This is a genomic window from uncultured Campylobacter sp., from assembly GCF_938045345.1.
Classification (GTDB): Bacteria; Campylobacterota; Campylobacteria; order Campylobacterales; family Campylobacteraceae; genus Campylobacter_B.
In genome coordinates, this window is the sequence record NZ_CALIMS010000016.1 from 16,435 (window position 1) to 33,348 (window position 16,914).

At 49.8% G+C, this 16,914-nt stretch carries 17 protein-coding genes; 10 read left to right on the forward strand and 7 right to left on the reverse strand.

From position 1 onward, the window contains the following. Positions 1 to 2 precede the first annotated feature (2 nt). Positions 3 to 1,358, forward strand: a complete 1,356-nt coding sequence (locus Q0144_RS04240) for an SH3 domain-containing protein (RefSeq protein WP_298061991.1) — start codon at positions 3 to 5, stop codon at positions 1,356 to 1,358. Between the two features lie 292 nt (positions 1,359 to 1,650). Here the strand turns inward: Q0144_RS04240 and Q0144_RS04245 are convergent, their stop codons facing one another. The 4 genes from Q0144_RS04245 to Q0144_RS04260 form a co-directional block, all read right to left on the reverse strand. Next, a complete protein-coding gene (locus tag Q0144_RS04245; protein WP_298061993.1) occupies positions 1,651 to 1,845 on the reverse strand; it encodes a hypothetical protein in 195 nt (64 codons plus the stop codon). A gap of 111 nt (positions 1,846 to 1,956) precedes the next feature. After that, a complete protein-coding gene (locus Q0144_RS04250; protein WP_298061995.1) occupies positions 1,957 to 2,187 on the reverse strand; it encodes a hypothetical protein in 231 nt (76 codons plus the stop codon). A 70-nt stretch (positions 2,188 to 2,257) separates the two neighbouring features. Then, on the reverse strand, positions 2,258 to 2,821 hold the full coding sequence (locus Q0144_RS04255) for an isoprenylcysteine carboxylmethyltransferase family protein (protein ID WP_298061997.1): 564 nt from the start codon (positions 2,819 to 2,821) through the stop codon (positions 2,258 to 2,260). A 503-nt stretch (positions 2,822 to 3,324) separates the two neighbouring features. After that, positions 3,325 to 4,344 (reverse strand): ABC transporter substrate-binding protein, encoded by a 1,020-nt coding sequence (locus tag Q0144_RS04260; protein ID WP_298061999.1) that lies wholly within the window; start codon positions 4,342 to 4,344, stop codon positions 3,325 to 3,327. A gap of 160 nt (positions 4,345 to 4,504) precedes the next feature. On the opposite strand from Q0144_RS04260, the gene Q0144_RS04265 reads away from it, so the two are divergent. The 6 genes from Q0144_RS04265 (at position 4,505) to Q0144_RS04290 (ending at position 11,268) form a co-directional block, all read left to right on the forward strand. Beyond that, positions 4,505 to 5,929, forward strand: a complete 1,425-nt coding sequence (locus Q0144_RS04265; protein ID WP_298062000.1) for an SPFH domain-containing protein — start codon at positions 4,505 to 4,507, stop codon at positions 5,927 to 5,929. A 144-nt stretch (positions 5,930 to 6,073) separates the two neighbouring features. After that, positions 6,074 to 6,265 (forward strand): hypothetical protein, encoded by a 192-nt coding sequence (locus tag Q0144_RS04270; RefSeq protein WP_298062002.1) that lies wholly within the window; start codon positions 6,074 to 6,076, stop codon positions 6,263 to 6,265. Between the two features lie 233 nt (positions 6,266 to 6,498). After that, a complete protein-coding gene (locus tag Q0144_RS04275; protein ID WP_298062004.1) occupies positions 6,499 to 7,182 on the forward strand; it encodes a hypothetical protein in 684 nt (227 codons plus the stop codon). Between the two features lie 118 nt (positions 7,183 to 7,300). Beyond that, complete coding sequence (locus Q0144_RS04280) at positions 7,301 to 8,041, forward strand: sulfite exporter TauE/SafE family protein (protein ID WP_298062006.1); 741 nt, start codon at positions 7,301 to 7,303, stop codon at positions 8,039 to 8,041. Between the two features lie 90 nt (positions 8,042 to 8,131). Further along, a complete protein-coding gene (locus Q0144_RS04285) occupies positions 8,132 to 9,763 on the forward strand; it encodes a DUF6138 family protein (RefSeq protein WP_298062008.1) in 1,632 nt (543 codons plus the stop codon). Between the two features lie 695 nt (positions 9,764 to 10,458). Then, on the forward strand, positions 10,459 to 11,268 hold the full coding sequence (locus Q0144_RS04290) for a hypothetical protein (RefSeq protein WP_298062009.1): 810 nt from the start codon (positions 10,459 to 10,461) through the stop codon (positions 11,266 to 11,268). An 80-nt stretch (positions 11,269 to 11,348) separates the two neighbouring features. Here Q0144_RS04290 and Q0144_RS04295 read toward each other — a convergent pair whose 3' ends face one another. The 3 genes from Q0144_RS04295 to Q0144_RS04305 all read right to left on the reverse strand — a co-directional run bounded on the left by Q0144_RS04295 (position 11,349) and on the right by Q0144_RS04305 (position 14,908). Continuing rightward, a complete protein-coding gene (locus Q0144_RS04295) occupies positions 11,349 to 12,035 on the reverse strand; it encodes a hypothetical protein (protein ID WP_298062011.1) in 687 nt (228 codons plus the stop codon). A gap of 1,143 nt (positions 12,036 to 13,178) precedes the next feature. Beyond that, entirely contained in the window at positions 13,179 to 14,231 is a 1,053-nt protein-coding gene (locus Q0144_RS04300) for a HAMP domain-containing sensor histidine kinase (RefSeq protein WP_298062013.1), read from the reverse strand. Then, positions 14,228 to 14,908 carry a response regulator transcription factor gene (locus Q0144_RS04305; protein WP_298062015.1) on the reverse strand — a complete coding sequence of 227 codons (681 nt, stop codon included), beginning with the start codon at positions 14,906 to 14,908 and terminating at the stop codon, positions 14,228 to 14,230. Before Q0144_RS04305 ends, Q0144_RS04300 begins: the two co-directional genes overlap by 4 nt. A gap of 98 nt (positions 14,909 to 15,006) precedes the next feature. Between Q0144_RS04305 and Q0144_RS04310 the strand changes: the two genes are divergently transcribed. The 3 genes from Q0144_RS04310 to Q0144_RS04320 are packed head-to-tail and all read left to right on the forward strand — an operon-like array spanning position 15,007 to position 16,865. Continuing rightward, positions 15,007 to 15,684 (forward strand): CsgG/HfaB family protein, encoded by a 678-nt coding sequence (locus tag Q0144_RS04310; RefSeq protein WP_298062017.1) that lies wholly within the window; start codon positions 15,007 to 15,009, stop codon positions 15,682 to 15,684. Positions 15,685 to 15,693: 9 nt separating this feature from the next. Then, positions 15,694 to 16,188 carry a DUF4810 domain-containing protein gene (locus Q0144_RS04315; protein WP_298062018.1) on the forward strand — a complete coding sequence of 165 codons (495 nt, stop codon included), beginning with the start codon at positions 15,694 to 15,696 and terminating at the stop codon, positions 16,186 to 16,188. After that, positions 16,185 to 16,865: a DUF799 domain-containing protein gene (locus tag Q0144_RS04320; RefSeq protein WP_298062020.1), complete on the forward strand. Its 681-nt coding sequence runs from the start codon at positions 16,185 to 16,187 to the stop codon at positions 16,863 to 16,865. Before Q0144_RS04315 ends, Q0144_RS04320 begins: the two co-directional genes overlap by 4 nt. The last annotated feature ends 49 nt before the right edge of the window (positions 16,866 to 16,914 follow it).

Here is a 16,914-nt window from a genome sequence, read left to right on the forward strand (position 1 = left end):
GTTTGAAACGATTAGTATCTCTTATCTTCGCAGCTTTGGTTCTCGCAGGTTGCGCCACCCATAAGTTTATCCCGGAAAATCCCGCGGTTTTGGATCTTGAATACGCTCAAAACAGCGAGCGGCTGCCGGCTCCTGCGTCGGTGCAAAACATAAGCGGAAGCGCATTTAAGAGCCGCTATTTTAAAATTTGGTTTGATGATGCGCATATTAAAGCGGGAATCGATACTTTTTGGGGGCTTAATTACGCCAAGGGGCGCCATTTTGACGCTGCGGGCAGGATATACGACGATGCGATCTATCAAAGCATTCGCGCAAACGCCAATGAAGAGGCGTTCGGGCTGATCTCCAAGCCCGCTATAACGGTAAAAAATGCGCTTCTGCGAAATATCCCAAGCGACTTGCCGATTTTCGGCGATCCGAGCGAGCCGGGGGAGGGAGAGCCGTTTGATTACGCCGCAAATTCCGCCGTGGGCGTGGGTTATCCGATGCTGCTGTCGCATTACAGCAGAGACGGTGCGTGGGCGTTCGTGCGCAACGACGGCGTGTGGGGCTGGATAAGAAGCGATGCGATAAAGCGCATCAGTCCGCAACAAGCGGATATCTACGCAAATTCTAAATTTATAACGATCCTGCGCGACGGCGCAGTCGTTTATGACGAAAGCGGCGCGGAGCTTTTTAGGGCGCGCACCGGCACGATTTTGCCGTATGATTTTAGCGGCGAGCGCGATCTTGGCGGCACGCTTGGCGTGCGGAGCGTATTTAGCGGCGAAATTTTAACCCAGTTTGGCGGCAAAAGATATTTCGTTGGCGCGGAGGATGCGAAGCTTTGGCCCGCGCCGCTTGATGAGCAAAACTCAAAGATCGTAGCCGCTAGCCTGCTCGGGCAGAAATACGGCTGGGGCGGGTATAAATTTCTTCGCGATTGCTCGCTTATGACGAAAGACTTTTTGGCGAATTTCGGGCTGTGGCTGCCGCGAAATTCCAAGGCGCAATCGGGCCGCGGCGAGCGTTTTTCGCTGGCGGGGATGAGCGCGGATGAAAAGCTTAGCTTTATCGGCAAAAACGGCGTGGCGTATAAAACCCTGCTATATATGCCCGGCCACGTGATGCTCTACGTAGGGCAGGTGGATGGCAAGCCTGCGGTGCTGCACGACATCTGGGGGCTTCGCACGATGGACGGCGGACGCGCAGTCATCGGGCGCACGGCGATTACGTCGCTTACTATCGGCTCGGATCGCGCCGACATCGCCGAGGATCGCTTGCTGATCTCGCGTATCAGCGCGATGAGCGTGCTTTCGGGCGAGGAGGACTTTATTTCGGACGATCGGTTCGGCTCTACGGATTTCGGTGCAAATTAAACGCTGTCTCGTAAAAAATAGAGAGCGAGCTATGGGCGATGGCCTCAGAAAAAAGCAAGCAACGAGAATCGGATGCATGTAAAAAGAGCAGACTGCGCGCTACTGAGATGAGTGCAAGCCGTCGCCGCTACAGAAAAACGATGTCTTGTTTGTGTATGCAGGCGCGAACTGCTCGTCGCTATCGAAAGCGGCGCGTTGCTTGCGTATATCTTCTCTGCGAACTGCTCGCCGCTATGGATAGAAGCCCGCGGGTATAAGCGCGCTCGCCGCCGTCCCTTGCAAATCGCTTCGTCTAAAACATCGTCTCTTGCGTATTTCTTACTAGCGATGTGTTTGCCGTTTCGTCGTGCCTACTAGGCGCATCGCTAAATTTTACATTTCGTGTCTTCATCGCCAATATACGCGCCCTTGCGCCGTCGGCAAAATTTTGCTTTAAAATTTCGTTTGAAATTTTAAAGGAGCCGTCGCGAGCCCGGTAAAATTTCATTCATTCGACCCTTAAAATTTTAAGAAGCGCTTTTTCGCTAAATGTGCAGACGGCTCTAAACGCGCCCAGACTTCAGCCGAAGCTATTTTTCGCCGCAAGCGGGAGCGTGCGTCATTTGCCGTCTAGGCCCAGGCCGTGCAGTATGTATCCAAACTCCGCGCCGCCTACGAGGATGATTTGGTTGTTCGCGTTGCAAAGCGAGGCTACTTTGCTTACTTTCTCCGGCAGCTCGACGACGTTTCCGCGCATATCTTTAACCGTCCTCGGCTCGCCCGCGGCGGCGTTTAGACAAAACGCTAGAAACAAAGCGGCGACGAGCGCCAAATTTTTCCTTACGAACATACTCTCTCCTTAGTGCCAAAATTTTATAAAACGTCTAGAACTGCGGCATGCCCTAGGTTTTACCCTCCCCTTAGAAAAACAAAAAATATCTCGGCGTTTTGCTCTTATACTTTAGATACTCCTGCCCGTAGGCTTGCTCGCAGTAGCGCTCCTCGCCGAGGACCACGAGATGGTTGTATACGGCAAAGGGCACTATCACTAAGAGTAGCCACAGCGACGCCGAAGCAATGCAAACGCCCGCCATGCCGAGGAAATAAAAGAAATACATCGGATTGCGCGATAGGCGGTAGATGCCGCCTTGTGCGGCTCTGTCCGTAGGCGCTGCCGCATAGTCGTAAAACGCCTTGATGAAGCCCGCAAAAGCCGCTACGTAGATCACCGCTCCGATCCAAAACCACGCGCTGCCCGTCTTAAGCGGCACGAACACCGATAAAATGAGCAGCGCCGCTTGCAGCAGCGAGCTTATGATCGCATTTTGCTTGTCAGCGAGCGTGTACCATGAGGTATCGGTGGCGCGTCTGCCGACCTCTTTGTAAATAAACATATACGCGAATTGTATCAGCACCATCGCAAACGAGGGTATCCAAGCGCCCGCTAGAGAAGGCTCAAGCGTCGTAAAAAATGAAATTTCCATGACCGCTTCCTTTACTTTAAATTTTATCTTGCAGCTTTGTTTTGCCCTTGTTTGCTTGTCGTTGCTTTGTCCTTTTTCACCCGCCGCGAGTTTAAATTTTACTCCGCCTCGCACCGCTTATTCGGCGCGCTCTTTGCTCGGTACGCCGCCCGCCGCCGATGCCGCTTTGATGATGATAATGTGACAGTGACGCCACTCATTCGGGTATCGACTCGCCGAGCAACGATGAGATCTGCGCTTTATGCGGGCGGCATCCGCACTTCAACGCGCCAAAATGCGAGATAGTGCCGCTTATTTTGACGATACGACGCCGCTCGCCCGTATGACTAGACGATTTGTATATCTGGTGTCGAGATAGGACAGGCAGTCTGCTCGGCACCGATGTGCCGCCGCACAATGAAACATTCTGTGCCGATGTATCCGCCGCCTACTACACGATGAGCATTCGGCACAGATGCAGCCTGCTAGGTGCGGCGCTGATGCCGTTGCTTCGGTGCCGCGCCTTATTTACCCTCCGGGTTAAGTCCTTTTAAAATATAGCCAAATTCCGCGTCACTTAGCTCGTAATTCATAAATTTTTTATAAAACGCCTTAGTTTCGGCCTTTATGTCGATGTCGGCAAAAAGCTCCGGCTGAATAGTTTTAGCCGCCCATAAAATTTGAAGTACCGTATCCGCGCCGTATCGATCCCAGTTGAAAACTCCGCGCGGATTGCCGTAAACGCGTCCGTTTTTGACCGCATCCGTGCCGCTGTAAACCGGGCTTGATTTGATCTTCTCTACCGCATCTTCGTTGTGATCGCCGCCCACGATTATGATCTGCGGGTTGCTCGCGATGATCTCCTCGGCGGTGATAGTTTTCATCGGGCCTTTCGTGGCGGTGATCGCATTTGTTCCGCCGGCTAGCTCTATCCATGAGTCGATCAGTGTGCCCTTGCCGTCGATCTTTAAAAGATCGCTTCCGCCTACGATGTGAAGGACGCGCGGACGCTTATCGGGGCTTAAATTTGCGGTGCGGCCGCTAACCAAAGCGATATTTTTGTCTAAATTTGCGATCAGATCCTTCGCTCTTTGCGGTGCGTCACCGCCTAGCATATCGCCGCACATCCTGATGCTACGCCTCATCTGCTCGTAATCGCTAAAGCTCGCCTTTAAAACAGTAAAGCCCTGCTTAGCTAAATTTTCGCCCGCCAGTGCGGTTGAGATGATGACTACGTCAGGGTTACGGCTCATCAGCTCCTCTAAATTTACGTCGTTATTTTTTAGCAGCACGGGGATCTGCGCCAGGCGCGGATAAATTTTAAGAAACCATGCGTTTTTGCTGATATTATCGGTGGTGGCGACGATCTTGTCCGCTCCGCCCAGAGCCAGTAAAATTTGATTGTTCGAGTGCCAGAGTGCTGCGATGCGCTCAACTTTTGCGGGGATTTTGACCTCAGCTCCGTCCATATCCTTGATAGTTCTAAGCTCTGCTGCGCTCGCAAAAAGCGCGCCCGCCAAAAGCAGTAGTAAAAATTTTTTCATTTTTTCTCCTAAAAGGTATTGAAATATACGCTGCGATATTACATAAAATCTCATTAAAATTGCGTAAATTTTAACTGCCGCCACCGCGATTATTTATTATTTTTCAAAGTAAATTTTTATATAATCCATTTTAAATTTAGCATTTTTAAAGGAGAGAAAAATGGGTGAAATTTTATATTTGATCGGCGCCGCAGTCGGGATTTTAGCGGTGCTTTTCATCATCGTGCCTCTGTTTTTCAGGCGCATAGTGGAGACGAACGAAGTGCATATCGTCCAGAGCGCGCGTAAGACGACGAGCTACGGCAAAGATACCGGCAACGGTAACAGCTATTATGAATTCCCGAGCTGGGTGCCGGCGCTGGGCGTTACGAAGATCGTTTTGCCGGTCTCGGTCTTTAGCATCAAGATCGAGGATTATGAGGCGTATGATCTGGGTAGGCTTCCTTTCGTAGTCGATATTACGGCGTTTTTTAGGATCGTGGATTCAAATTTAGCCGCACAACGCGTCAATAATTTTCAAGACCTTAATAACCAGCTCACAAATATCATCCAAGGCTCGATTCGTTCGATCCTCTCAAGCCGCGTGCTTGAGGATATCTTGCAGATCCGCTCCGAGCTTGGGGATGATTTTACCAAGGCGGTAAAGACGCAGCTGCAAAACTGGGGTATCGAGCCCGTCAAAAACATCGAGCTCATGGATATCCGCGATAGCAGCGGCAGCAAGGTCATCTTAAACATCATGGAGAAGAAAAAATCCCAGATCGAAAAGGAAAGCCGCGTCGAGGTCGCAAACAACACCAAGCTCGCTCAAATCGCCGAGATCGAAGCCGCGCAGGCAACCGAAGTGCGCCAGCAGGAAGCCAATAAGATGGTGGGCCTTAAGACCGTCGAAAACGAGCGCGAAGTCGCGATCTCAAAGGAGCAGGCCGAGCAGCTCATCAAGGATCAGCAAAAGATCACGCAGGAAAAGGCGATGGAGGTCGTGCGGGTAAACGACGTCAAGCAGGCCGAGATCAAAAAGCAAGTGGAGATCGTAAAAGCCGAGCAGGAGCAGCGCAAGATCGAGATCGACGCCGAAGCGCGCAAAAACGCCAAAATCCGCGACGCCGAAGCGATCAGGGAAAATCAAATTTTAGTAGCGCAGGGCGATAAAGAGAAGCAGTTTCTCGCCGCCGCGGCGCTTTTGGAGATGAAGGACAAAGAGGCGCAAGGTACGCTAAAGATAGGCTCTGCCGAGGCCGAGGCGCTTAGGTTAAAAGAGCTCGCGCCGGTAAACGCACAGATCGAGCTCGCGCGCGAGATCGGCGAAAATCAGGGATATCAGACCTATCTCATTTCGATCAAACAGATCGAAGCAAACCGCGATATCGGTCTGGAGCAGGCCAAGGCGCTAAGCGCAGCGGATCTTAAGATCATCGCAAACGAAGGCAGCGTGGGCGAGGGGATGAGTAAATTCGGCGAAATTTTAAGCGCCAAGGGCGGCACGCAGCTAGCCGCGATGCTCGAAGCGCTAAATCAAAGCGAGGTCGGCAAAAAGGTGCTGGATAAAATTTCGGGCGCCAAAGAAGAGGGCAAATCCGAGTAATAGTCGCAGTGCCTCGGGCGAGCAAAACTTTAAATTTATACGCTAACGGCGCTACGGAGGAGAGTAAATTTGAGTAATAGCTAGAGGCAAGCGCGGGCTAGCAAATTTGAGCGGCCTGCCCGTCCGCATTGGATAAAATTTAAAGTGCTAGCGGAATTTAAAGGTTGCGAAATTTCAAATACTTGCGAAATTTCAGATCTCCGTGGAATTTTAAATATCGCAGAATTTAAATGCCTCGAAATTTTAAATGCTAGTAAAATTTTAAGCCTTCCGTGCGTAGCGTTTGGAAGCGGTGCGGTATCGCAAGTATTCGCAGGGCGCCGAAACTGCGCGTAAATTTTATAAAATTCACAAGGCAAGATTTAAAATTTCGGCGCTGGTACATAGCGCTCATAGGCTACGCTTAGCGGTTATCGGTTGCCGCCAAATGATTGAGCTTGCCGTCTAGCGGTCAAATTTTGCCGCCTGCGAGGCTAAATTTATTCGGTTCGGATGAAATTTAAGAAGCGCAAGCCGTTTGAGCAGCGCAAAATTTAACCCGTCTTCATAAAATTTTTAAGGAGCGCACGATGGCAAACGCCGTAAATTCCGCGCAGTACCAAGCGCGCATCAAACAGGCGGAAACTCTTTTTGAAGGGCGAAATTTTACCCGGCGCCAAACGATAAATTTAAGCGGCGGATATGAGATCATAAAGGACGCATATAGGCTCGGCGCGACAAGCTTTGGCGGCGGCGAATACACGCTGTTTGATACTCACAAAACGCAGATAAAAAGCTGGCGCTGTATAGACGATAGGGCAGAATTTTTTAGCCTGATCCGCCACGCAGACGGCAAATTTTACCTCGTTTTTCGCCAGGATCTATACGGCTACAGCGTGCTTGATCTAGCCTCAGCGCAGATCATGCGCTTCGTGCCGGACGCCTGGCTAGACGGCAAGGAGAGCTTCATTTGGGACGGCGTGCACTATCTGCGGGGTTGGGACGCGCTGGCGGTGGACGGCTGCTACTGGGCGGCTCCAAACGGCGTGCATTTGGTAAGCTTTGCCGAGCCGATGAGCGAAGAGCAGAGATATGTAGGTGTCTTAGACTGCATGCAGAGCGGTTACGACATCTACGAGCAGGCTGATTTCGCGGGCTTTGAGGGTAATGAACTGAGCCTAAAATGCTTTCGCGCGGACACCTTACGATATGAAAATATAAAAATTTCGCGCGAGCGTTACTGCGAATGGATGCGCGAAGCAAAACGGCTATAAGGCTTAAATTTACTAAATTTCGCGCCTAAATTTAAACGCTTGCAAGCGATAAATTTTAACGGCGAGCCGCAAAAAGCGGAATTTAGAGAGACCAAAGGGGCTGAAATAAGGAATAGGGATGTTTTTTGAATACATTTTAATCGGCGCCTGCGTAGGCTTTATCAGCGGATTTTTCGGCATCGGTGGCGGCACGGTCGTGGTGCCCGTGATGATGCTCTTCGGCTACGACGTCAAGTACGCCATCGGCATCAGCATCATGCAGATGATATTTAGCTCAATCTTCGGCTCGTTCGTAAATTTTAAAAGCAAAATGCTCGACGTCGCGCCGGCGCTGGTGCTGGGGCTCGGGGGCTTTTGCGGCGCGCTTAGCAGCGGCTTTATCGTAAGCTATTTCTCCTCAAAATTTCTACTTGGCACGCTCATTTTGGTGCAGATTATAAATTTAATCAAACTCTTCAAAACCCCGACCGAGCCCACTGGCGAGGCTAACGAATCTAAAATTTTGCTCTTTATCGTGGGGCTGTTCGTCGGCGCCGTGGCGATCAGCGTGGGTATCGGCGGCGCGGTATTCGTGATGCCTATTTTGATCAGTTTTTTAAACTACGACATCAAAAAGGCCGTCAGTACGGGGCTATTTTTCGTGATATTTTCCTCAAGCGCGGGCTTTATTAGTCTTGCCGCGCACGGGCTCGTACACTACGAAATCGGCGCGTTGCTCGGCGTCGGCTCGCTAGCGGGTGTTTATGCGGGCGTCAAAACCTCGCACAAGATCGGCAAAAAGGCTCAAAAGCGCTGGATGATCGCACTCATCGTTATGATACTTTGTATTACGGTTAGGAAATTTTTGGCTTTGAGCTAGGCGCGCTTGCCGAATCGAAGCTAAAATTTAGATCTAAATTTAGTCGCGGCGCCTTGCCGCAAATTTAACTTAAATTTAAAAGGATCATCAATGAATGAAGCTCAAATTTCGCTAGCGGGCAAAATTTCGGACTCGCTAAAGCGCCTGATCGCGGGCAAACTTGGCTCGCAGTACAAGGGCGAGGCGCCGTATTCGGGGTGTCGCGTGCAAGAGGGGTATTTTGATTTTTTGGGCGTGGAGTGCCGCGGATCACGCATCAGGCTCTACCTTCACGACTTTGGCGCGGACAGCTTTAGAGCCGATGCGCCCGAGATAGACGAGCTAGAGCGCGAGGAGTTCGAGGCTATCGTCCCGCTTATCGCAAAGAGCGTGGAGGATGAGTTTTTAGCTGAGTCAAATCTGCCGTTTTTTGCGTATAAGCTGGATCTGGCGGTCAAATTTGAAGGCGTGAGCGGTAGCCTTGCGAAGCGCAGCTGCGAGCGTAAATTTTATTTTGAAAACACTGCGCGAAAAGCCGAGCTAAGGCGCAAAATGGACGATTATATAGGCGAGATCATCATCCGCCGCGATAAAAAGATCAAAGACGGCCGCGAAATTTTCGTGTTTATGGACCGCATTTTCGATCTTTCGCTTATGGATTACGACGAAGCGGCGCTAACGGCGCTGCTTGAGCAGGTAATTGATGCGGTGCAGGAGGTCAAAAACAGGCGGCTTTTGGGGGATTTTATCATCGCACTAGAGAATAATCTGCGGCGCTGGAAAGAGGAGAAATTCCTGCCGAAATTTTACGATATTTTAGGTGACGGCTGGAGTAAAGATTACGAGCTTAAAAAGGATTTTACGCGGCAAAACGTGGATGCAGGCGAGCTTGCGTTTTTCGTGCGGGCGGCGCTTTGGAATATCAAATTTAAGCGCTATAGTTGGGATGTGAATCTTGCGCGCAAGGATTTGGAGTGCGCGGCTAAAATTTTCGGCTCGGCGCAGGCGCAAAGCTATCTGGATCGCGGCACGGGCGAGCTTAAGGGAGAGCTGGTAAAATTTAAAGACGCGGACGTGGAGTGCTCGGCAAACGACGTTTTTGCGCAGGTTCACGTGAAAATCAAAAACGAAACGGCGGACGCGTATAAAAAGGCGCTAAATTTCATCGTAAAGCTTCTACAAGCGGGCTTTTCTGCGAGCTACGCCGTAAAGCTTAGCTCCAAGGCGCAGAAAACTTATCTGCCGATCAAGGGCCTTGCGCCCACGCCCACACACCGCTTTTTCGCCGCCGCGCTCGCGCACGGGCTCGACGCCGAGCTTGAGCTTTACGCGAACGAGGCGTTAAAGCATAAGTTTGAGTTCTATGCCGACACGGACGGCAAAAAGTGCCTGATGGGCGGAAGTTATGCGGTTTTTGGCCTCGCGCTAAAGAGCGAAAAATACTTTGGTCTCGCGCGGCGCTACTTTGAGGCGGTAGATGCCGAACATCAGAGCGCGCATATAAAATTTATCGAGACGTTTATCGATCGCTACGGCATTAGCGAGAGCAGTCTAGAAGTGATCGTCGCGGGGCTGCTGTCATATCAGGAGGATAAAATTTACAAAAGCTTAAAGGCGCTAATGAAGGGGCTCGCGAACAAAGCTTTGTTTCTGCGCGCGATCTCGGGGCTACAGGAGCACGAGAAAGAGAGCGCGGCGTATGCCGTGTGGGGTAAGAACTGGCGGAAGGAAATTTCGATCTAGCGGTTATTTGCGGCTTGTCTTTTTTCTTTATACTTCGTTGGGAACTCGGTCGGCTTCGGTCACGTATTTTTACATACGCTCCCTCGCCTCCGTCGTTTCCGCCTCGTCTAAAGAAAAAATACCGCGCCTTATCTTGGGTGCTTCGCTTTAGAATTTTATATTCAAATCTAAAGCAAATTTATTAAATTTAACTCAGCGATGCTTTGCGTTAACAAAGCATCGCCACCTCTAACGTCGTCGGGGATGGAGGATTGTTAAGGGGGAAGGGAGCGACCTCGTAATTTAAGCCCCTTCCCCCTTAACAAAAACGATAGATCGGCGTAATCGCTGCTAATGTTTAACGAGATTGTGAGGATTTGACGGGTCTGCTTGCAGTTGCGAGGCAGTGCCGAAGCAAAGGAAGGCGACGCTTCGTAAATAGAACCCCTTCCGCCCACAAGAGAAAAGCTTAAAATTTTAAGAATGTCTGAAGGCCTGAATTTGGTAGATAGCCGCTCTTGCGAGTGAAATTTTAAAAATTCATCCAAATTTTGAGCTAGTTAAATTTTATAAACTGGGCGGCGCTGTATTTATAAGCAAAGCTCGCCGCCGTTAAAGCGAAATTTCAATGGCGATTTGTCTTTCAGGTGCTCAAATTTTGATAAAATTCGGCTCAGCGAAATCGGCAGATAAAAGTCCAAGATAAAGGAGAAAAAATGTCGATAGACGGGGTGAAAATTATCGACAGCGACGACGGATACGATATCTATTTGACTATCACAGAGCGCTACAAGGACGGCGAAAATGTTGAAACGATACTGCGGGACGTTTTAGAGCAGGCGGAAAATTTCTGCACCGATGAGCTTTATAGCGAGATTTATTGGACGGCTCTGGCGTATTCGCTTTGGAAGATCGGCTTTTTAAATGACGAAATCCGCAAAAAAGCCCTTGCTATCATAAAAGACGGCGCAAGCCAGATGTGGAACAAGGTCTTTGAAAAATCTCAAAAGAGCCGCCAAAAAGCGCTTGATAAATTAGCGCTTCAGCTAAAAAGCGAAAACCCTAGACCGCTTAAGCGAGCCAAAATTTCGAAGCAAAAAACGCCGTATTTTGAGGAGGGCGACGTTTTGTCTATCCAGATGCAGCAGGGATATGGCGTTTGCTTTGTCTCGGCGGTAGATCAAACGCCTAGAAAGCTCGAGTACCACCTAGCCTGCACGAGATTGCTGCAAAAAGAGCCGCCCGGAATGGATGATTTTTTAAAAAGCAAGATCGCGAGCTCGAAAAACGGCGGCTTCCTTAGAGCGGACCGCTGGTTTAATCATAAGGATTTAAAGGAGCTGCTGCCTCATCTAAAAAAGATCGGCAAAGTAAAATTTGCCCCGTTTAAATTGGGCGAATTGTCTCCCGCGAAAGAATTGGAAGATTTTTATAATAAAATCACGGCGGATCCCAAAGTATGGGGCTTTAGGCTAATTGATACGGCCCGTTTCGTAGAAGCGGTGATCGAGGATATAAAAGGATAAAAGCGCCGCGCGGTAAATTTTAAAATTTAACCCTGGCGAAATTTCATAAATTTAGCCCTTTGCAGCGAAATTTTGTAAATTTAACTCTCCGTGCGCGCTTTGCTTTTTGAAATTTCATCGCTGCTTGCACTATTTAAAATTTCATCATTGCTTGCGGCGTCTTTTGCGAGCGATTTTTGAAATTCGTATTTGAAATAAAACGCCCACGCGAGCGGACAAAGGATTATTAAAATGACGGCTACGACGTCGGCGGCTTGTGTATGAAATATTACAAATAAGGCACCTATGTAATTAAGAATATAAACAAAATCCCAAAATACCGCATTTGAGCAGTCGCTTGATATTTCGATCGCGACCGAATAGATGCAAATGCAAATTAGCGAGGCAATTAAAAAGGCTTCAAGGACGCCTATTTTTTGGTAGTTTATGTCCGAAGCAAAATAACCCAGCGCGCAGGATGCTAAGATTGCTGCGAGCAGAATTTTGCGTAAAATTTTAAGCGATTTGACTTCGGGCGAAGCATAGATTATATGCGCGCAAAGAGCTATAAAAAAGGCGCCTGCGACAAAATCAAAAAATATGTAATAAGCAAATTCTCCAAATATCCCCAAATCATAGCCGCTTTCTAAAATTTTTTGATCTATGATATATAGCGTGCTGAATTTCGCCGCTAAAAACGCAGCCGTAAGCAGGATCGGATGCAGCAGCGCTCTGCCTGCGAGCAGGTCCGCGTAAATGCGCCTCAGGAAATTTATCAATCTTTTCATGCTAGGCTCCTTTGAGATTTTGCCGCTTGCGGCGTCTTTCGTGAAATTTTCGCTGTTTGGTTTAAATTTGGTCTTAAATCGGGATAAATTTTAACTTGAGAGCTTTTAAAAACCGCTTAGTGGCGAAGGCGTAAATTTGCGCGCTTGGAGGTAGGCTGCATATTTTAAAATTTACGTTGCTTAAATTAGCTTTCCTATCGCAAGCTGTTTGCAGGCAAGCACATATTGCAAAAGGTGCGGATGAAATGGGGCATCAACTAGCTCGTCCGTCTGCTCGTAGTATTTAAAATTTTATTCGATTTTTAGTTGCGCAGCCGGCTTATTCGCGGCGGGTTTGCGCACAGCGAGGTTTGAGTGCGGTATCGGCTTGCACGTAGTGAGGTTTGCGCAGCAAGTGGCGGGTAAATAAAATTTTGATTTATCGTTAGCGAGGGCGCGCCCTTTTTCACAGCGGATGTGAAGCGGGGCATAAATTTCGTAAATTTTATAAATTATTTCGGCATATCGCCGAGCTTAAAGCGTAAAAATTACGCGCCTAAAACTACAGCCGACAAAAGCCCCCATAAAATGGCCTCTATCGCTAGCACTGAATGAAGTACGGCCTTACTCATCGCTTCTCCTTTATTTTTAATTTTATTTATTGCTCGGCTCGGGCTGCTAGGGGCGTACCCGATCGATCTATGAGCGGGATTATATAAGAAGATTGTGTTCTTAATGTGTCTTTTGCAATTTAGGACAAAATTTCTCCGTCCGTTGCAAAGCGCGAGCGAGCGGCGGTAGATTTCAGGCAAAATTCGGCCGTCTGTGTTAAGGCGCGGCAAATTTAAGCGAGCCTGCCGCCCGCCGTAATGCGCGGCAAAGTCGCAGCGCGCGGTAAATTTAAAGCAGAATTCCGACCTCGTCGCGGCGCGCGAGGCGTCCGCGGCAAATCGATATAAAATTTAAAGCAGAATTTTATGTGAATGCGGCGCGCGACACGCCTGCGCTTTTTTACGTCGTCAAAGCTTGCATCGGCGCGACTTGCGCCGTCAGGGCCCGTATCGTCAAAGCTTGCATCGGCGCGACTTGCGCCTGTGGGGCGAAATTTTACGGCGAGCTACGAATTACAAAACGCAGCTCATCTGCACCGTCTTGATCTGAAATTTAAAGCGGAATTTTAACGCGCGCCTCGGTTCCGACGCCCGGTTCGCTTTCGTATTCGATCTGTCCGCCTAAAAGACCCGCCGCCGTGCGTACGATGCTAAGCCCAAGTCCGCTGCCGAGCTCCTTATGCGATTCCTCGCATTGATAAAATCGGTCAAAAATTTTATCCAGCTTCTCACGCGCGATGCCGATGCCTTCGTCTTTTACGATCACCTGCGCAAAGCCATCGCAAGCGCGGCAACGGACGAAAATTTTACCGCTCGGGCGCGAGTACTTAAGCGCGTTTTCGATCAAATTTCGCCAAATTTGATTTAGCAGCCCCGCGTTTGATCGCACGCTAAGCGGCGATAAATCTAGCTCAAACTCGTGCCCTTCGTAGCTTTGGCTTAGCGATATGATGCATTGCCTAAGCTGCTCGTCGATACGTACCGCCTCATCTAGGCGCACCGCCGCGCCGCTATCAAGTCTCGTTAGCTTTAGCATGTCGGTGCAGAGCTTGCTTAGGCGGTTTGCTTCCGCGCCGATGGAGGCTGCGTATCGCACCGCGCGCTCCTTGCTCACGCCGCCCTCTATCATCTCGCTTAACGCGGCGATCGAGGAGATCGGCGTTTTCATTTCGTGCGAAACGTTTGAGACGAACTCCTTTTGCAGCTGCTCGTGCTTTTGCAGCTTCTGCGCCATTTTATTGACGTTTACTACAAGCTCGTCGAGCTCGTGCATATAGAGGTAATCAGTGCGGTACCTGTGTATCTTGCGCTCGGCGCGCGCCTCAAAATCGCCGTTTGCGATCGCGGTGATCGCGCCAAGTAGCCGCTTGATCGGGCGGAATAAAATTTTAAGCCCGAAGTAAAGCAGGGTAAAATTTAGCGCCATCGTGATTAAGCAGATGATCGCGCATAGCGCCACTCCGTCCCAAAACCCGCCGATCTTGCCGCCGATGCCTATATAAAAAAGCATGCAAACCGCGAAGCAGACGATGAAATTTATCACGCCGAATGCGAGCGAAGAGTAAAACGCGATGAAACTTTTTAGGCTGATGAGGTATTTTTTCATGCTCGCTCCTTTTTTACGGCTTTATATCCGAGCCCGCGCACGGTGATTATCTCAAAATCTTTGGAGGTTTCAAATTTTGCCCGCAGCTTTTTGATGTGCGTATCGACGACGCGCTCGTCGCTGTCCGTCTCATAGCCCCAAATTTCGCTCATTATCTCAAACCTCGTAAAAATTCTGCCCGCGTAGCTTAGCAGCAGAAACAAAAGACGAAATTCCTTCGGCGCTAGGCTTATCCGCTCGCCCTCGGTGCGGACGCTAAGCGTATCGTAGTCAAGCTCGCTTCCGCCGATGAGAAGCCGCTTTTCGTTTGCGATCTTTGCGCGCCTTAGCAGCGCATGCACGCGCAGCACGAGCTCTTTTAAATTTATCGGCTTGCTCATATAATCGTCCGCGCCGCTTTTAAAGCCGGTCTGCATATCCTCGATCTCGCTTTTTGCCGTTATGATCAGTATCGGCTGGCTCTTTCCGTCGCGCCTAACGTATCTGCTAAGCTCAAAGCCGTCCATCTTAGGCATCATCACGTCCGAGATGATCAGATCGAAGTGCGCCTCATCCAGCGCCTCTGCCGCTTGTTCGCCGTCGAAGGCGCAGCTCACGCTAAAGCCCTCGTCAAGCAGCTTTTCTCTTATCGCCGAGCTCAAAGCCTCATCGTCTTCGACCAGTAAAATATTAAGCATAATCGCTCCCGTTTTGCTAAATTTATGCGCTTAAATTTATACATAAAATTTTAAGAAATAATGAGATATTATACGTAAATTTTTTCAAGGAGTAAAGAATGAATTTCAAAAAAACCATATCGGCTGCTGTTATTGCGGCTTCGGTGCTAGCGCTATTTAGCGGATGCGCGAAAGAGAGCTCTCGCGTAGTACAAACCCCTACGGTAGCGAGTCTAAACACTAATTACTCGGGCGAGCGGATCGCCGTGTCGGTAGGACGCTTTAACAACCAGTCCTCTTACAACAACGGGGTGTTCTCCGACGGGGAGGACAGACTGGGCAACCAAGCGCAGACAATTTTGATCTCAAGCTTACAGCAAACAGGACGTTTCTCGGTGCTTGACCGCACGAATATGCGCGCCATCAAAGAGGAAAGCGCAATCTCCAAAAGCGCACAAAGCTTAAAGGGCGCCAGATACGTTATCACCGGCGACGTGACCGAGTTTGGTCGCAAGACGACCGGAGATCATCAGCTGTTTGGAATTTTAGGCAAGGGAAAGACCCAAACCGCGTATTCTAAGGTAAATTTAAACGTCGTGGACGTGCGAACCTCCGAGGTAGTCTTTTCGACTCAGGGCGCGGGCGAGTATGAGCTATCGAACCGCGAAGTGCTAGGTTTCGGAGGCACTGCGGGCTATGATTCGACGCTAAACGGCAAAGTGCTAAGCCTGGCGATCATCGAAGCGGTCAATAATCTCGTAAACGGCCTTGAAAATGGCGCGTTTAAAGTGAGATAAGGATTAAATTTGAAAGCGAGCAGCGCTCTTGCTCTTGTTGCTGCGGCCGTGATCTTCTGCGGCTGCGGCGGCGGGAGCCGGAATCAAATTTATTACTGGGACGGCAGCTACACGGACTCGACCTATCAGTATCTAAAGCAGGAAGGCGACGTAGGCGAGCAGATCGAAGCGCTTGAAAAATCTATCCAAAAGGCATACGAAAAGGGACTCAAAGTCCCGCCTGGGCTCTATTCGCATCTGGGACTTTTATATCTAAGCGCGGGCAACGGCGCGAGGGCGAGGGAGAATTTCGAGAAAGAAGCTCAGGCCTTTCCTGAATCAAAGCCGTTTTTAACCTTCGTTACAAACCCGGCCGCGCTTAAAAAAGCGGAGGCTGCGGCCAAGCCGGGCGCTGATAAAGTCCAAGGATCAAGCGAACGCGAAGTCGCCAAAATAGCCTCTGCGAAGCAAGGCAAAGCTGCCGCGAAACAGGGCGGCAAAACGAATAAAAAGGCTAAAAAATGAAAAATAAAGCTCAAATAGCGATTTTTAGCGTATTCGTGGCGCTGTTTTTTAATGCGTGTGCAAGCTCGCAGCCTGAAATTTACGACTACTCGGCGCTTCAACAGGCTAAGCCGCGATCGATTTTGGTGCTGATGCCGAGCAACGAAACAACCGAAGTGGACGCAGGTGCTGCCGTGCTTGCCAACGCGATCTATCCGCTAAGCGAGGCGGGCTATTACGTATTTTCGCCTGCGCTCGTGCATGAGACCTTCAAAAATAACGGAATTTACGAAGCGAGCGAGATCCAAAACGTCTCCGCGCACAAGCTAAGACAGATTTTCGGCGCAGACGCCGTGCTATACATGGATGTCGTCAAATACGGCACTTCGTATATGCTGCTAAATAGCGTAAGCGTCGTGGCAGTCAATGCCAAGCTCGTGGATCTGCGAAGCGGCGCGACGCTCTGGGAGGGTTCGGCGCAGGTAAGCGACGACTCAAGCAGAGGCAGTAGCGATCTTGTAGGCATGCTGATCTCCGCGGTCATCAAACAGATCGGCGATACCGTCTCTGACGCGGGATACAAGCTCTCTGCGAGCGCAGATGCGATACTGCTGGGCCAAAACTGCAACAAATGCTTGCTCTACGGCCCGTATTCACCGCACTACGGACAAGATCGACAGCTTGGCGGCGGAAAATAAATTTTAAAAAGGACGAAAATGAAACTAGCCGAGGCGCTGATACTGCGCG

What these genes read in the sequence shown, in the direction of transcription:
- Q0144_RS04305 (WP_298062015.1), bottom strand. Translation starts at nt 14,908, where the DNA reads ATGCTTAATATTTTACTGGTCGAAGACGATGAGGCTTTGAGCTCGGCG.
- Q0144_RS04300 (WP_298062013.1), bottom strand. Translation starts at nt 14,231, where the DNA reads ATGAAAAAATACCTCATCAGCCTAAAAAGTTTCATCGCGTTTTACTCT.
- Q0144_RS04310 (WP_298062017.1), top strand. Translation starts at nt 15,007, where the DNA reads ATGAATTTCAAAAAAACCATATCGGCTGCTGTTATTGCGGCTTCGGTG.
- Q0144_RS04290 (WP_298062009.1), top strand. Translation starts at nt 10,459, where the DNA reads ATGTCGATAGACGGGGTGAAAATTATCGACAGCGACGACGGATACGAT.
- Q0144_RS04320 (WP_298062020.1), top strand. Translation starts at nt 16,185, where the DNA reads ATGAAAAATAAAGCTCAAATAGCGATTTTTAGCGTATTCGTGGCGCTG.
- Q0144_RS04250 (WP_298061995.1), bottom strand. Translation starts at nt 2,187, where the DNA reads ATGTTCGTAAGGAAAAATTTGGCGCTCGTCGCCGCTTTGTTTCTAGCG.
- Q0144_RS04280 (WP_298062006.1), top strand. Translation starts at nt 7,301, where the DNA reads ATGTTTTTTGAATACATTTTAATCGGCGCCTGCGTAGGCTTTATCAGC.
- Q0144_RS04245 (WP_298061993.1), bottom strand. Translation starts at nt 1,845, where the DNA reads ATGAAATTTTACCGGGCTCGCGACGGCTCCTTTAAAATTTCAAACGAA.
- Q0144_RS04275 (WP_298062004.1), top strand. Translation starts at nt 6,499, where the DNA reads ATGGCAAACGCCGTAAATTCCGCGCAGTACCAAGCGCGCATCAAACAG.
- Q0144_RS04255 (WP_298061997.1), bottom strand. Translation starts at nt 2,821, where the DNA reads ATGGAAATTTCATTTTTTACGACGCTTGAGCCTTCTCTAGCGGGCGCT.
- Q0144_RS04260 (WP_298061999.1), bottom strand. Translation starts at nt 4,344, where the DNA reads ATGAAAAAATTTTTACTACTGCTTTTGGCGGGCGCGCTTTTTGCGAGC.
- Q0144_RS04285 (WP_298062008.1), top strand. Translation starts at nt 8,132, where the DNA reads ATGAATGAAGCTCAAATTTCGCTAGCGGGCAAAATTTCGGACTCGCTA.
- Q0144_RS04265 (WP_298062000.1), top strand. Translation starts at nt 4,505, where the DNA reads ATGGGTGAAATTTTATATTTGATCGGCGCCGCAGTCGGGATTTTAGCG.
- Q0144_RS04295 (WP_298062011.1), bottom strand. Translation starts at nt 12,035, where the DNA reads ATGAAAAGATTGATAAATTTCCTGAGGCGCATTTACGCGGACCTGCTC.